At 68.2% G+C, this 13,933-nt stretch carries 15 protein-coding genes; 4 read left to right on the forward strand and 11 right to left on the reverse strand.

Annotation, left to right across the window (positions count from 1 at the left end; genetic code table 11):
- Positions 1 to 720, forward strand: a 720-nt coding sequence (locus C503_RS47075) for a hypothetical protein (RefSeq protein WP_033401352.1), incomplete at its 5' end; no start/stop codon positions are given.
- Here C503_RS47075 and C503_RS45275 read toward each other — a convergent pair.
- Positions 717 to 986, reverse strand: a complete 270-nt coding sequence (locus C503_RS45275; RefSeq protein WP_084477461.1) for a DUF397 domain-containing protein — start codon at positions 984 to 986, stop codon at positions 717 to 719. The genes C503_RS47075 and C503_RS45275 overlap by 4 nt on opposite strands.
- 6 nt (positions 987 to 992) lie before the next feature.
- Positions 993 to 1,856 carry a helix-turn-helix domain-containing protein gene (locus tag C503_RS0134000; protein ID WP_156893706.1) on the reverse strand — a complete coding sequence of 288 codons (864 nt, stop codon included), beginning with the start codon at positions 1,854 to 1,856 and terminating at the stop codon, positions 993 to 995.
- A 196-nt stretch (positions 1,857 to 2,052) separates the two neighbouring features.
- Here C503_RS0134000 and C503_RS0134005 point away from each other — a divergent pair, with 196 nt between their 5' ends.
- Positions 2,053 to 2,343 (forward strand): hypothetical protein, encoded by a 291-nt coding sequence (locus C503_RS0134005; RefSeq protein WP_018686687.1) that lies wholly within the window; start codon positions 2,053 to 2,055, stop codon positions 2,341 to 2,343.
- Positions 2,344 to 2,695: 352 nt separating this feature from the next.
- Here C503_RS0134005 and C503_RS0134010 read toward each other — a convergent pair whose 3' ends face one another.
- Both C503_RS0134010 and C503_RS0134015 read right to left on the reverse strand, forming a co-directional pair.
- Complete coding sequence (locus C503_RS0134010) at positions 2,696 to 3,547, reverse strand: LLM class flavin-dependent oxidoreductase (protein WP_018686688.1); 852 nt, start codon at positions 3,545 to 3,547, stop codon at positions 2,696 to 2,698.
- Between the two features lie 9 nt (positions 3,548 to 3,556).
- Positions 3,557 to 4,576, reverse strand: coding sequence for an aldo/keto reductase (locus C503_RS0134015; RefSeq protein WP_018686689.1), 1,020 nt, complete (start codon positions 4,574 to 4,576; stop codon positions 3,557 to 3,559).
- Between the two features lie 74 nt (positions 4,577 to 4,650).
- On the opposite strand from C503_RS0134015, the gene C503_RS0134020 reads away from it, so the two are divergent.
- A complete protein-coding gene (locus tag C503_RS0134020) occupies positions 4,651 to 5,214 on the forward strand; it encodes a TetR/AcrR family transcriptional regulator (protein WP_018686690.1) in 564 nt (187 codons plus the stop codon).
- A gap of 52 nt (positions 5,215 to 5,266) precedes the next feature.
- On the opposite strand, the gene purL is transcribed toward C503_RS0134020, so the two are convergent.
- From purL to C503_RS0134040, 4 genes are all read right to left on the reverse strand, one after another.
- Positions 5,267 to 7,540, reverse strand: coding sequence for a phosphoribosylformylglycinamidine synthase subunit PurL (gene purL, locus C503_RS0134025; RefSeq protein ID WP_018686691.1), 2,274 nt, complete (start codon positions 7,538 to 7,540; stop codon positions 5,267 to 5,269).
- A complete protein-coding gene (gene purQ / locus C503_RS0134030) occupies positions 7,537 to 8,208 on the reverse strand; it encodes a phosphoribosylformylglycinamidine synthase subunit PurQ (protein WP_018686692.1) in 672 nt (223 codons plus the stop codon). The genes purL and purQ overlap by 4 nt, the downstream gene beginning before the upstream one ends.
- A complete protein-coding gene (gene purS / locus C503_RS0134035; RefSeq protein WP_026316983.1) occupies positions 8,205 to 8,444 on the reverse strand; it encodes a phosphoribosylformylglycinamidine synthase subunit PurS in 240 nt (79 codons plus the stop codon). The genes purQ and purS overlap by 4 nt, the downstream gene beginning before the upstream one ends.
- Positions 8,445 to 8,674: 230 nt before the next feature.
- A complete protein-coding gene (locus C503_RS0134040) occupies positions 8,675 to 9,334 on the reverse strand; it encodes a hypothetical protein (RefSeq protein ID WP_245572652.1) in 660 nt (219 codons plus the stop codon).
- Here C503_RS0134040 and C503_RS0134045 point away from each other — a divergent pair.
- On the forward strand, positions 9,333 to 10,325 hold the full coding sequence (locus tag C503_RS0134045; RefSeq protein ID WP_018686695.1) for an NAD-dependent epimerase/dehydratase family protein: 993 nt from the start codon (positions 9,333 to 9,335) through the stop codon (positions 10,323 to 10,325). The genes C503_RS0134040 and C503_RS0134045 overlap by 2 nt on opposite strands.
- Before the next feature lie 6 nt (positions 10,326 to 10,331).
- Here C503_RS0134045 and C503_RS0134050 read toward each other — a convergent pair whose 3' ends face one another.
- From C503_RS0134050 to C503_RS0134065, 3 genes are all read right to left on the reverse strand, one after another.
- Entirely contained in the window at positions 10,332 to 10,952 is a 621-nt protein-coding gene (locus C503_RS0134050; protein WP_156893707.1) for a ComF family protein, read from the reverse strand.
- A 179-nt stretch (positions 10,953 to 11,131) separates the two neighbouring features.
- Positions 11,132 to 12,124: a DNA-processing protein DprA gene (locus C503_RS0134055; protein WP_018686697.1), complete on the reverse strand. Its 993-nt coding sequence runs from the start codon at positions 12,122 to 12,124 to the stop codon at positions 11,132 to 11,134.
- A gap of 305 nt (positions 12,125 to 12,429) precedes the next feature.
- Positions 12,430 to 13,890, reverse strand: coding sequence for an aldehyde dehydrogenase family protein (locus C503_RS0134065; protein WP_018686699.1), 1,461 nt, complete (start codon positions 13,888 to 13,890; stop codon positions 12,430 to 12,432).
- Between the last annotated feature and the right edge of the window lie 43 nt (positions 13,891 to 13,933).

Genomic DNA, 13,933 nt, shown 5'->3' on the forward strand with positions numbered 1-13,933 from the left:
GCGGCGGCCGCCTGCGCGAAGACCCAACCGGCTGCCGTGCCGCCTGCCCTGTCGGAGCAGGTCAACGCCCTGCTCACCGAGGCGGGCAGCGCGACAAAGCCGAACTTCCAAGCGGAAACCTGCGGAAGCGTCTTCGACGACCCGAACTCCAGTCAGGTTGTGGGCTGGACGGAGTTCCCGGCGGACGTGTCCGCCGACCGGTTGCGGTCTGCCGGGGCCAAGCTGGGCTGGCAACCCCAGAAGGCTGAGGGCTATGACCTGTTCCTGCTGGGCCCGAGGGACGTGCGAGCCGCCTTGCGTGATGGGAAGTTCCGCGCCGAGCGGGCACACTGCTCGATCGCGGGCAAGGGCCAGCAACTGGATATCCAGGCTTTGCGGCCGGACCTGACGCCGACCCAGCAGAAGCAGTTGGACAGCGCGGACTATCGCGCCACCGTCGCGGCAGGCCAAGCCCTGTTCGGTTCTCCCCCCACGCCGACCCTGGAGAACTGCGGCGACAACCCACGCGGCGCACGGTGGTCGACCACGACGCGGGCGCGGTCGGACCGGTCCAAGCAGGAAATGGTGGACTTCCTGAAAAACGACTGGCAGGTCGACGAGCGACCTGCCCAGCCGGACTACCTCAAGGCAAAGCACGCGGGCGGGACAGAACTGTCGATCACGTTCAAGCCCGACCAAACCACCTTCACAGCAACGGGTCCGTGCGTCCCAGTGGGTTAGCGCAGCTCAGACAGGAACTGCGCCCAGGCTGACGCCGGCAGCTCAACGAGCCCGGCCGCCGGGTTCTTCGAGTCGCGCACCGCGACCACACCGGACAGGGCACCGACCTCGACACAGTTGCCGCCGTTAGTGCTGCTATAGCTGGACTTCCGGAATACGACCCCGGGCAAACCAGCCACTTCAACACAGTCACCGCCGTTGGTGCCACTGCGGCTGGACTTGCGAAACGAGGCCGTAGTCCAATCACCGAACCTCGGTGCGGTCATCAGTTGTCAACTCCTTGATCTCACCACGGCATAGTCGTCGGCCACGACCTCTATCAAGTGTCGCGACTCCACCGGCCCAAGCGCCACCCCCTGCAAGCGTGTGAACAGTTCGGCGTAGCGGCGCAAGGTCTCCGGCGGCTTGTCCAGATACGCCGCGTCGGAGTACATCTCCAAGTAGACGATATCGTTCGCCATCTCGTGACCGAACCGGAAGAGCGTGAAGTTCGTGGTCCAGCGCACGTACGACTGACTGTCGAACGGGATCACCTGGAGCGTGACGTTCGGCAGGACCGCCACCTCCGCGAGGTGGCGCAACTGCTCGGCCATCACACAGGGACTGCCGATCTGCCGACGCAGCACGGACTCACTCATCACGAACTCGAACCGAGCTGCGCCCTCCCTGGTCAACAACCGGCGACGGTCGGCACGCACGCGCAACGCGTCCTCCACAACGCGATCGGTCGGGTCGATGCCCTCGGCATCAAACAGCGCTCGGATGTAGGCATCGGTCTGCAAGAGCCCAGTGACAATCTCCGAGTCGACCTTCTTGATCTCGGTAGCGTCGGTCTCCAGGTCACGGAACGCGCGGAACCAGCTCGGTCCTAGGTAGAGAGTCGTCTCCGCGCTGGGCCGCCCGCGCTTGGCCTTGCCCAGCCGCGACAGCTCCCGACACCACAGCGCGTCCTTCTCGGTGGCCTTGTAGAGCGCCAGCAGCACGTCGAGATCGGCCTTGTCGATCCCCACCTTGCCGGACTCGACACGGCTGATTTTATTCCCCGCCTTGCCCAGCCGATCGGCCGCTTCCTCCTGCGTGAACCCGGCCAGCTCCCGCAACCGAAGCAGCTCCGCCCCCAGCAACCGCCGCTGCATGCTGATCGACCTAGTCGGCTTAGTCATGCGCGGGATCCTCCCACAGACGATCACCCAGGGTCACGCCCACAGCTTCACACTTTTAGGTGACTTTACAAGTTGGAAGTACGCAATAAGCTCGGCAGCACCCTGGACCAGCCAGTCCTGGCGAATCTCACAGGTTCGGGATACGTAACACTACAAGGAGGCCCATCCCATGCTCAGCCCACCTCCGACACCCTCCGAGTTCACCACCCTCATCCACGGCGCCGTCGCCGACGAGGCCCCTCGCCTCTTCGCCGTCGTCGAAGAGCTCGACGACCGCACCGACGCCCGCATCGCCGCCTGGGGCATGGCCTTCGAAGATCGGGCGGAAATCATCCGCACCGACGGCCCGCTCCGGATGAGCCTCAGCTCCCCCGAGAGCGCCCTGAACCTCTACGCCAACAACCCCCGGGTCCACCCCCACCTCATCTGGGTAGACCCCACCCTCACCACCCCCGAATAGCCGCCCGGCCCCGGGAGCCCCCTCCTCCCGGGGCCCCAACTCCACCCGATCAGGCGACAGAAGTTATCCACAGCCAAGATCCACACCCCCCATCCCAAGATCCACTGCCACCCCCACCCGGTAGAATGGCCAACGGGGGATCCCCCAGTGGAGCGGCGGGCTTTCTTTGGGGCAGGCTCCCGGTTCGATCATGGTCCAGGCTGGCCGACCTGCGGGAATGATCCGCACGCCCGCGCCCCGGACGCCCAGCACCCAACGGTTTCCCCGCACGCACGGGGATGCTCCCAAGCAAACCGGCGCCGTCACTCAGGCCACGTTCGCACTCCCCGCACGCGGGGTTCCCCAGAACCGGCTACACGATCAACTCGTCCGCCACCCACCGCACCACCCCCTCCGGATACGGCGCGGGCAGCCCCAACACGATGTGCCCGAACCCGGCCCCGATCGCGTCCCCGATCGCCGCCCGCACCTCATCCGCCCGGTCGTAGGTCACCGGCAGGTGGATCGACCGCGTGATCGAGGCCGGATCCCGCCCGATCTCCGCGCAGTACCGGTCCAACAACGCACTACGCCGCACAACATCCTCGATGTCCCCACCAGGGATGTTCCACACGTCGGCATGCTCCGCCACCACCCGCAGCGTCGCTGCCGACCGGCCGCCGATCAGGATCGGCGGATGCGGCCGCTGCACCGGCTTCGGACTCCCGAACGCCCCCGCGAGCCGCACGTACCGCCCGTTGAAGTCAAACGGCTCGCCCTCGACCCACAGCCGCCGGATCACCGCGCACGCCTCCGCCAGGCTGCCCGTCGCGTCCTCGGTCGAGCGGAATGGCAGCCCGTGCGCCTCGTACTCCAGCCGGGCCAAGGGGTGACTCGGCCGGGAGCCGACGCCGATGCCGAAGTTCAGCCGTCCGCCGGACACGATGTCCACCGTCGTCGCGATCTTGGCCAGCATGGCGGGCGGCCGGAACCGGTTGCTGGTAACCAATACGCCAACCCGTACCCGTCGGGTCTGCGCGGCCAGCGCCGACAGCAGCGTCCATCCCTCGTAGGCGGGTCCGGACGGGTCACCACCAATCGGCATCAGATGGTCGAACAGCCAGGCGTGCTCGATCTGCGGCACCGCGTCCGCCTCGCGCCAGACGCGCAGGATGTCGTGGTAGTCGACCTGCATCGGCGCGGTCATGATCCCGAAACTGGGCATCGCCCCTCCTCACCGACGCCGCAACGACGCATCGAGCAACGCGGGCGGCGTGTCTTTGTTCTCGTCCGGGGCCAGGTCGAGCCCCGGGGCCACGATCTCGTCAATCGCGTCCAGCACGTCAGCGGACAAACGGGTGTCGGCTGCGGCCAACTGCGAGCGCAGATGGTCCAACGTCCGTGGCCCGATGATCGCGCTGGTGACGCCGGGATGCGCGGTCACGAACCCGAGCGCCAACTGGATCAGCGTCAACCCGGCTCCGGCGGCCACCGCCACCAGCCGCTCCACGGCCCGCAGCCGCACCTGGTTGACCGGCAACGTCAGGTCGAACCGTTCCGGCATGAACCCCGACCGACTCGTCGTGATCTCCCGACCCGCCCGAACCGCCCCCGACAACCACCCCGACGCGAGCGGGCTCCACACCAGCACACCCATCCCGTACTCCTGGGTCACCGGCAACACGTGCCCCTCGATCCCGCGCTGGAGGATCGAGTACGGCGGTTGCTCGGTGACATAGCGCCCGAGCTGCCGCTCCCGCGCCACCCACTGCCCCTGCACGATCCGGTAGGCCGGGTAGGTGGACGAGCCGAAGTACCGGATCTTCCCCGCCTGCTGGAGATCCGTCAGCGCCGAGAGCGTCTCCTCGTCACTGGTCGTCGGATCCCAGCGGTGCACCTGGTAGAGGTCGATGTGGTCGACACCGAGCCGCCGCAGGCTCGCCTCCAACTCGGCGACCAGCCAACGCCGCGAACCGCCGCGATGGTTGGGCTCGGGCCGCATGGCCAGCCCGGCCTTCGTCGCCAACACGATGTCGTCGCGCCGCTTCGCGATGACCTTCCCGACCAGCTCCTCGGACTCCCCGAGGCTGTACGCGTCGGCGGTGTCGATGATGTTGATCCCGCCGTCCAGCGCGGCATCGATGATCGCGGCCACCTCGTCCGGCGAGGTGTTCCCGACCTTCCCGAAGTTCATCGCCCCCAGCGCCAGGCTGCTGACCTGCACGCCGGTACGTCCCAAGGTGCGGTACTCCACGTGTCCTCCGTATAGTAATCGGAACCCTGTTCCACTTACTATACGGAACAACGTTCCGCTTAGCCAGGAGCGCCATGTCCCGCCCCAAACGCGCCGACGCCCGCCGCAACGAATCCACCCTGCTCGACGCCGCCGCAGCAGCCTTCGTGGACTCCGGCGTGGAGGCCCCCGTCCGCGACATCGCCGCCCGCGCAGGCGTCGGCGTCGGCACGATCTACCGCCACTTCCCCACCCGCGCCGACCTGATCATCGCCGTGTACCGCCACCAGGTGGACGCGTGCGCCGAGGCAGGCCCCGCGTTGTTGGCCAGGTCGCCCAGTCCGCATGCGGCTCTTGGTGAGTGGCTCAATCTGTTCGTGGACTTCTTGATCACGAAGCACGGCTTGGCGGGGGTGCTCCAGTCGGACAGTCCAGGCTTCGAGACCCTGCACACCTACTTCCTGGACCGGCTGCTGCCGGTGTGCGCGGAGCTGCTGGCGGCGGCTGCTTCGGCTGGGGAGATTTCGGGCGGGGTGAAGGCTTACGAGCTGATGCGGGGGATCGGGAACCTGTGCATAGGCTCGGAAACCGACCCCGACTACAACGCCCGCAACCTGGTCAACTACCTCATCACCGGCCTACGCCAGACCTCGGAATGAGCCATACAACTGAAACCGCCCCGGAGGAATCCCCCGGGGCGGTCCAAGAAACTCAGCCGAACAAGGCCGGAAGTGTTCCCTCCCAAGCCTCTCGCAGCTCGGGCAGCGGCAGCTCGCCCACGCCCTGGATCTCCAGCGTCCCCGACTCCGGGTCTACCACGCCGGTCCGCCGCCAAGGCAGCCCGCGAGCCGTGCACATCTCGGTGAACCGCAGTTCCTCCGAGCGCGGCACGGCCACTAGCACGCGACCGGCCGACTCGCTGAACAGTTGGACGAACGGGTCCTGGTCCGGGTCGAGGAACACGCGGGCCCCGACCTCTCCGATCAGGCACGTCTCCACCAGTGTCTGCGCCAGCCCGCCGTCCGACAGATCGTGCGCGGCCGAGATCATCCCGTCCCGCGACCCCGCCACCAGGATCTCGCCCAGCAGCTTCTCCCGGGCCAGGTCCACCCGAGGCGGCAGCCCGCCCAGGTGTCCGTGCACCTCGTGCGCCCACTCGGAGCCGCCGAACTCGTCCCGGGTCTCGCCAAGGAGCAGCAGCGTCTCGCCTGCTTCGGCGCCGATCCCGGTCGGGATCCGCCTGCGCACGTCGTCGATCACACCGAGGACTCCGACCACCGGCGTCGGAAGAATCGCCGTCGAACCGGTCTGGTTGTAGAAGCTGACGTTGCCGCCGGTGACCGGGATGCCCAGCTCCTTGCAGCCCTCCGCCAGCCCGCGCACGGCCTGCTCGAACTGCCACATCACCGCCGGGTCCTCGGGCGAGCCGAAGTTCAGGCAGTTCGTCACGGCGAGCGGCGTCGCGCCGGTGACCGCCACGTTCCGGTACGCCTCGGCCAGCGCCAGCTGCGTTCCCACGTACGGGTCGAGCCGGACGAAGCGGCCGTTGCAGTCGGTGGCCAGGGCCACGCCACGGCCGGTCTCCTCGTCGACCCGGATCATGCCGGAGTCGGACGGCTGGGCGAGCACCGTGCCACCGCGCACGTACCGGTCGTACTGCTCGGTCACCCACTGTCGCGAAGCCAGGTTCGGGCTGGCCGCCATCCGCAGGATCTCCGCGCGCAGATCGTCCGGAGTGGACGGTCGAGCCAGCGACTCCGGGCCCGCGGCCTGCAAAGAGTCCTGGTCGGCGGGCCGCTCGATCGGCCGCTCGTACATCGGGCCCTCGTGCGCCACGGTCCGCGGCGGCACGTCGACCACCGTCTCGCCGTGCCAGGTGATCACCAGTCGGTCACCCTCGGTGACCTCGCCGATCTCGGTGGCGATCACGTCCCACTTCGCGCAGACCCGCATGAAAGCGTCCACATCGGACGGACGGACCACCGCGCACATCCGCTCCTGCGACTCGCTGGAGAGGATCTCGGCAGGCGTCATCCCGGTCGCGCGCAGCGGCACCCGGTCCAGCTCGACGTGCATGCCGCCGTCGCCCGCGCTGGCCAGCTCACTGGTCGCGCAGGACAGGCCCGCGCCGCCGAGGTCCTGGATGCCGACCACGATGCCCTCGGCGAACAGCTCCAGGCAGCACTCGATCAGCACCTTCTCGGTGAACGGGTCACCCACCTGGACGGCGGGCAGCTTCTTCCGGCCGGTACCGCCCTCGTCGCCCGAGAACGTCTCACTGGCCAGCACCGACACGCCGCCGATACCGTCCAGACCGGTCCGCGCACCGAACAGGATGACCTTGTTCCCGGTGCCGGACGCGTGCGCCAAGTGCAGGTCCTCGGCGCGCATCGCGCCCACGCACAGCGCGTTGACCAGCGGGTTCCCCTGGTACGACGGGTCGAACACGACCTCCCCGCCGATGTTCGGCAGGCCGAGGCAGTTGCCGTAGCCGCCGACGCCGGACACGATGCCGGACAGCACGCGCCGGGTGTCCGGGTGGTCGGGGGCGCCGAAGCGCAGCGGGTCCATCACCGCGAGCGGACGGGCACCCATCGCCATGATGTCGCGGACGATGCCGCCGACGCCGGTCGCCGCGCCCTGGTAGGGCTCGACGTAGGAGGGGTGGTTGTGTGACTCCAGCTTGAACGTGACCGCCCAGCCGTCGCCGATGTCGACCACGCCAGCGTTCTCGCCGATCCCGGCCAACATCTTGGCCTTCATCTCCGGCGTCGTGTTGGCCGACCAGTGCTTCCAGTGCACCTTCGACGACTTGTACGAGCAGTGCTCGCTCCACATCACCGAGTACATCGCCAGCTCGGCGTCGGTGGGGCGGCGGCCGAGGATCTCCCGGATGCGGGCGTACTCGTCGTCCTTGAGGCCCAGCTCGCGGTAGGGCTGGTCCTGGTCTGGCGTGCCCTTCGCGTTGTCCACGGTGTCGATCACGCGGCCACCACCGAGTCGAGGACGGACAGGAACATGCCGAGCCCGTCGTCCGACGGCCCGGTGAGCGCGTCGATGGCATGCTCGGGGTGCGGCATCAGGCCGACGATCCGCCCGGTCGCGTCGCTCACCCCGGCGATGTCGCCGAGCGAGCCGTTCGGGTTGCCACCGGTGTAGCGGAAGACCACCCGACCCTCGCCCTCCAGCTCGTCCACAGTGGACTTGTCGGCGGTGTACCTGCCGTCCATGTTCTTGATCGGCACGATGATCTCGGCGCCGGTGTCGTAGCGGGTGGTCCAGGCCGAGGTGTTGTTCTCGACCTTGAGCCACTGGTCACGGCACACGAAGTGCAACCCGGCGTTGCGCAGGAGCGCGCCGGGGAGCAGCCCGGCCTCGCAGAGCACCTGGAACCCGTTGCAGATCCCGAGCACCGGCATCCCCTTGCGCGCCGCGTCGACGATCTCCCCCATCACCGGCGCGAACCGCGCGATCGCACCCGCCCGCAGGTAGTCCCCATAGGAGAACCCCCCGGGCAGGACCACGGCGTCGACCTGCTTGAGATCGGCATCCCCGTGCCACAACGCCACCGCATCGGCCCCGGACGCCTTGATCGCCCGCAGCGTGTCGCTGTCGTCGAGCGTCCCCGGAAAGGTGACCGCCCCGATCCTCACGACGCCACCCGCCGCACCACGAAGTCCTCCACCACGGGGTTGGAGAGGAACCCTTCGGCGATCTTGGCGAGGGTCTCGTCATCGACGGAGTCGTCGACCTCCAACTCGAAGTGCTTCCCCTGACGCACATCGGAAACACCATCGAACCCCAGACGGGGCAGCGCACGCGCCACCGCCTGCCCCTGGGGGTCGAGGATCTCCGGCTTGGGCATGACATCGACGACAACTCGGGCCACGGCAGGCTACTCCTGAGTTCGACAGGCCGGTACCGCCAAAGCGTACCTGACCTGGGCGTTCACCCCACGTTGGGCCGTGACCCGCACCACGGCCACCCCTTCACACGATGGTGTGAAGTCGATGGACACCGCGCCCGAAAGCCAGCTAACCTCGCATCAGCTCTGGCCCGTAAGCCAGGGAAGTGAGCCCGGTCCCCGTCCGGACGGTCGGCGGCCGGGCATCGCGCTGTTCAGGGTCGATCACGAAGGTCGATAACCTCCTCCAGCACTGCGCCGATTCGGCGCCGCCAATCACCGCCCGCGCCGTAGCACCAGACCACGGCATCCGCTATCCACAGCAATGGCTCCTGAGTACTGTCGAAGTGCTCGTACGCAAAGCCGGTCTCTCGCTCCCGCTTGCCGAGCACCGCGCGGATGGCAACACGGTCATCTTCATCCCGCACCTCACGGCTGTCCAGCACCATCCGACTCGCTCCTGCGGCGAGCGCATCCTCTACGAGATGAACGACGCAGACTCGCCGGGCCGCCTCCTCGCCAAGGGCACAGGAGGCCAGGTAGACCCGCACAGCGATCCTCTCCTCGGCCAACCGGCTGGCGATCTCACGACGGCGGGACGGCGTCTCCTTCTTGAAGTGCAATTCCTTTTGGCCAGGCAGCAGCAGACCGCGCATCGACGTGCGCAAACGGCGCAGATCGCCGGGGACGATCAACGCCGCAGCCACCAGGTAGTCCTTGTTGCGTCGGGACTCGTCGACGAAGGCATGCAAGGTCACCTTGGGCAGATCGGCGTCGGCATACGACCGCTGTATCGCTCGAACAGGTGTGCAATTTTCTGCTCGAAGCGAGATCGGTAGCGCCAGGCCAGGCTCCCAGGCCAGGGTGGGGTGCATGCGATTCCTGGTGCTCGGCGGTACCCGCTTCGTCGGCCGAACAGTGGCAGCGGAGGCGCTGCGACGTGGCCACGAGGTGGTCTGTGCCGCGCGCGGGGAGTCCGGGCCGGTGCCCGAGGGCGCGCGCCTGGTCAAGGTCGATCGCGACGTCGAGGACGGGTTGGCGCCGTTGGCGGGGGAGCGGTTCGACGCCGTCGTGGACGTCGCCCCGATCTCCTACGAGTGGGTGCGCCGGGCACTGGCGGCGTTCGGGGAGCAGGCCGGGCACTGGACTTTCGTGTCCTCGATCAGCGCCTACGCCAACCCGGGCATCCCCCCGACCGGCACCGGCGACCCGCTGCTGCCACCCCGCCAGGAACACGGCACCCGCGAACTCCTGACCACCGACCCTGACGCCTACGGCTCGATCAAGGTGGCCAGCGAGAACGCCGTCACCGCCACCGTCGGCGACAAGGCCCTGATCGCCCGCGCAGGCCTCATCACCGGCCCCGGCGACGAGTTCGACCGCTTCGGCTACTGGCCGCAACGCCTCACCCGGGGTGGCCGGGTCGTCGTCCCGGACATCGACCGCCTGGTCCAGTACATCGACGTCCGAGACCTCGCGGCCTGGCTGGTCGACGCCGCCGAACACGGCACCACCGGCACCTACGACGCGATCGGCCCGGCCCAACCGCTGCTCGACCTGCTATCCGAGATGGCGGACGTCCTGGGCGCGGATGTCGAGTTCGTCCGGGTCAGTGAGGCGAAGCTGCACGAGCTCGGGGTCAAGCCGTGGATGGGGCCGAAGTCCCTCCCACTCTGGCTCCCCGAATCCCACAGGTACATGACCGCCCGCGACGCCGCACCCACGCTGGCCTCGGGCCTCACGCCCCGCTCCCTGGCCGACGCGGTGGCGGGGGCGCTGGATCATGAGCGGACGCTGGGGCTTGATCGAGAACGGAAGTCAGGCCTCACGGCCGAGGAGGAAGCGGAGATCCTGGCCGCGCTGTAGCCGGTGTCAAACCGCGGCCTCGGTACACGCCTCCCCGGAAACCGGACACACCAGCGCGTCGTAAGCCTCGGTGTGCGAATCCAGCATGGTCTTGTGCTCGGATCGGGTGTAGTCGCACCATCGGCCGACCACGAGCGCGGTCACCCGAGCGGCTCCCGCCTCATGCAATGTCACCGCCGCCGACTGGACTTTCGCGCCCGAGGTCCACGTGTCGTCCACGACCATGATGTGCCTGCCCTGCACGCGGTCCATGAACTGGTCGGGCACCACGAACCTGTCCGAGCGCACGGTGCGTCCGGGGACATCGATCCCCCGGCCGAGCCCGAGGGCGAATCGCTCGGCCCCGGCCACGATGTGGACGTGGCGAGCGAGATTCGCCACCGGGTGGCGTCGATCAGGAAACCTCGACGAGGGGATGAAGGTGATCGCCGTGCTCGGCCCATACGCCGCCGCGATGCAGCGCGCGTGCAGTCTGGTGGCGGCAGCGACCACGGCCACGAGATCATCCGCACACTTGCGCACCGGCGTCGGCTGCATCTTGTACGCCCACAGCGTGTGCGCGGACTGGTGCCGTTTGCCGGGGGCGTGCCCCCGGACATAGGTCAGCAGCAGCACCTGTGAGGCCAACCGGTCGCCGAATTCCTGCTGCGCCCGCCAGCAGACACCGCAAAGGCCACTGGATTGTTCAGGTGGCACCCCACAAGTCGAGCAGTACTCACCGCGCGGGCGGTAGCGCACGTTTCGGAAGAATGCCCCTACGCGATGGCGAATACTGTTACGAAGCTCGGCCCGGGTATGAGCGTCGATCACTCATCGACCATAGCGAGCAGCTCGGTCAACTGGTTCGACTGTGCGAGAACACGCCGCACGACGTCCAAGGCGGCGGTGACATCGGCGGCCACGAAGACACCGGGAGCACCGACCAGCACCCGACCCCAGTTCGTGCCGTGCGCCACGGCGTCCATGAGGATGACCGGGCGGCCATGCGCGACCGCGGTCCGGGCCTGGATACGAGCACCGCTCTGCTCGCCCGCCTCGACCACGATCGTCGCGCGCCCGTACGCGCTCATGGTCGCGTTGCGCATGGGGAAGCTCTGCTTGGTCGGCGGCGCGTCCGGCCAGAACTGCGACAACACCAAACCATCGACGGCGATTTTCTCCTGCAGCGCACGATTGGCCGCGGGAAAAGTCTTCGTGATCCCGGTACCGATGACCGCCACGGTTCTACCGCCGGTCGACAGTGCGGTCTCGTGCGCCACGGTATCGATACCCTCGGCGAGTCCGGACAACACAGTCACCTGGTTCGCGACCAAGCCCGCGGCGATGTCCCGGGCATTGCGCAACGCGGTTGACGACGCCTTGCGGGACCCGACCACCGACACCGCGATCTCGTCGGTCCGCGGCGCGCCCCGCACGAACAGCACCGGCGGCATCTGGTGGACCTCGCGCAGCTGGGCCGGGTAGTCGGCGTCCAGGAAGGTCAGGAAGTCGAAGTCGGCCTCCCGCCACGCCCGGACATCATCCCGCGCGGCCCGCAGCACGACGTCCTCATCCGTGTCAGCGGAGAACAGGTCCCGCGGCAAATGCTGATCCCAGACGGCCCGCGCACTCCCCGCGTCCGCGACCTCCGCGGCGATCTGCGACCAGCTCAGCCCACACGGCCGCGCACGCAGGAGAGCGACGAGCACGGCGCGTTCGTCATCGTCCCACCCGGTCATGCCGGACAGCGTAGGACGTGCCCCGGCAGGCGGCCGGGTCGAGGACCCGGCCCCGATGATCGTCTCGTTCGCCGCGGACACGTACCGATCATATGTTCGATCCGGTCGCTTGGGGAGGGCTTCGGAACGAAACCGCCATGCCCGGGTCAGCCGCACGCCTGGGTGGTGACACGGCGCTGACGCAGCGTCGCAAGGAGCAAGACCAGGGCGAACGTGGTCATCAGGGTCGCGGTGGCACTGTTGAGTGCGATACCGCTCATCCGCTCGCCCGTGTACGTCGGTCTTGTCATGACTGCTGTGCCGATGCCCAACGCGGAGCATGCCGTGATCACCCACCACGCCAACGGTTCCGACCAGCGCCCCAGAGGGTCGAGCAGCTGCCGGGATCAGTGACTCCGGCCGTGCAGGAGGGAGATCAGCTTGGCGAAGCGGGCGTCCGTCTTCTCGGTTCGGCTGAACGTGGTCAACGTCAGTGGGGCACGGAAGCGCTGACGGGTCACCGACTGGGGGCGGCCGAACTCGCGCAGGCCTTCCGGGCCGTGGATGCGGCCGAATCCTGAGTCGCCCACGCCACCGAACGGCAGGGCCGGGACGCCTGCAAAGCTGATTACCGAGTTGACGGCGACCATGCCGGAGCGGAGACGGCGGGCCAGGGCCGGGCCTTGGGAGCGGGAGAATACCGAGCCGCCCAGGCCGTATGTCGTCGCGTTGGCCTTGGTGATGGCCTCGTCCATTGACGACACTTTCGCGATCGTCAGAGTGGGGCCGAAGGTTTCCTCGCGAACGGCAGGCGCGTCCTCCGGCACATCCACCAGCACGGTCGGCTCGACGAAACGTCCGTCGTCAGTGCCGCCGATCAGTGCGCGGGCGCCGCGGGAAAGGGCGTCGGAGATGTGACGGCGAATGATCTCCACCTGGCTCGGCATGGTGATCGGTCCGATGTCCTTTCCCGGCCGAACCCCCCGCGCCTTCTCCACCACCTGCGAGACGAACTCGTCGTAAACGCTCTCGTGGACGTAGACCCGTTCAATACCGATACAAGTCTGTCCCGAGTTGGAAATCCCACCCCACACCGCCGCGTCAGCCGCGGCCGCGACGTCCGCGTCGGCGTCCACGAGCAGGGCGTCCTTTCCCCCGGCCTCGATCAGCACCGGCGTCAACGTCTCCGCGCAGGCCGCCATGATCTTCTTGCCGGTTCCCGGCGACCCGGTGAAGGCGATCTTCGACACCCCCGACCGGCACAGCGCCGCCCCCGTCTCCCCGTAGCCCGTGATCACCTGGAACACCGGGTGCTCCGGCACCACCGACGCGAACGTGTCCGCCAGCCACTTGCCCACGCCGGGCGTGTACTCGCTCGGTTTGAAGACGACCGCGTTGCCTGCTGCCAGTGCGTAAGCGATCGACCCCATCGGGGTGAACACCGGGTAGTTCCACGGGCCGATCACCCCCACCACGCCCAACGGCAGGTATTCGACCGTCACCGTCTGGTTGAACATCAACAGTCCGGACGACCGCCGACGACGGCCGAGCACCTTCGGTGCATGTCGGGCCGCCCACTCGGTGTGGTCGATGGCGAGGTTGATCTCCAGCATGGCGTCGGCGACCGGTTTGCCGTTCTCCTCGTGCACCAGTGCCGCCAGTTCGGCCGCGCGGCGGGTCAGCACGGTTTTCCACTGGCGCAACCGGTCGGCGCGGCCCGCGAAACCCAAGCCTGCCCACCATTCCGCCGCAGACCGGGCCGCCGCGACGACCGCGTGGACATGATCGGCGTCGTGGATCGGGTGGGTGCCGACGACCTCGTCCGTCGCCGGGTTGAGGGAGTCGAAGGTCGCGCGCACCGTGGTCATACCACTGAAGCTACCCGCCGGTAAGGCCACTGGCGATACCCTG

It is taken from the genome of Actinokineospora enzanensis DSM 44649, from assembly GCF_000374445.1.
GTDB lineage: Bacteria > Actinomycetota > Actinomycetes > Mycobacteriales > Pseudonocardiaceae > Actinokineospora > Actinokineospora enzanensis.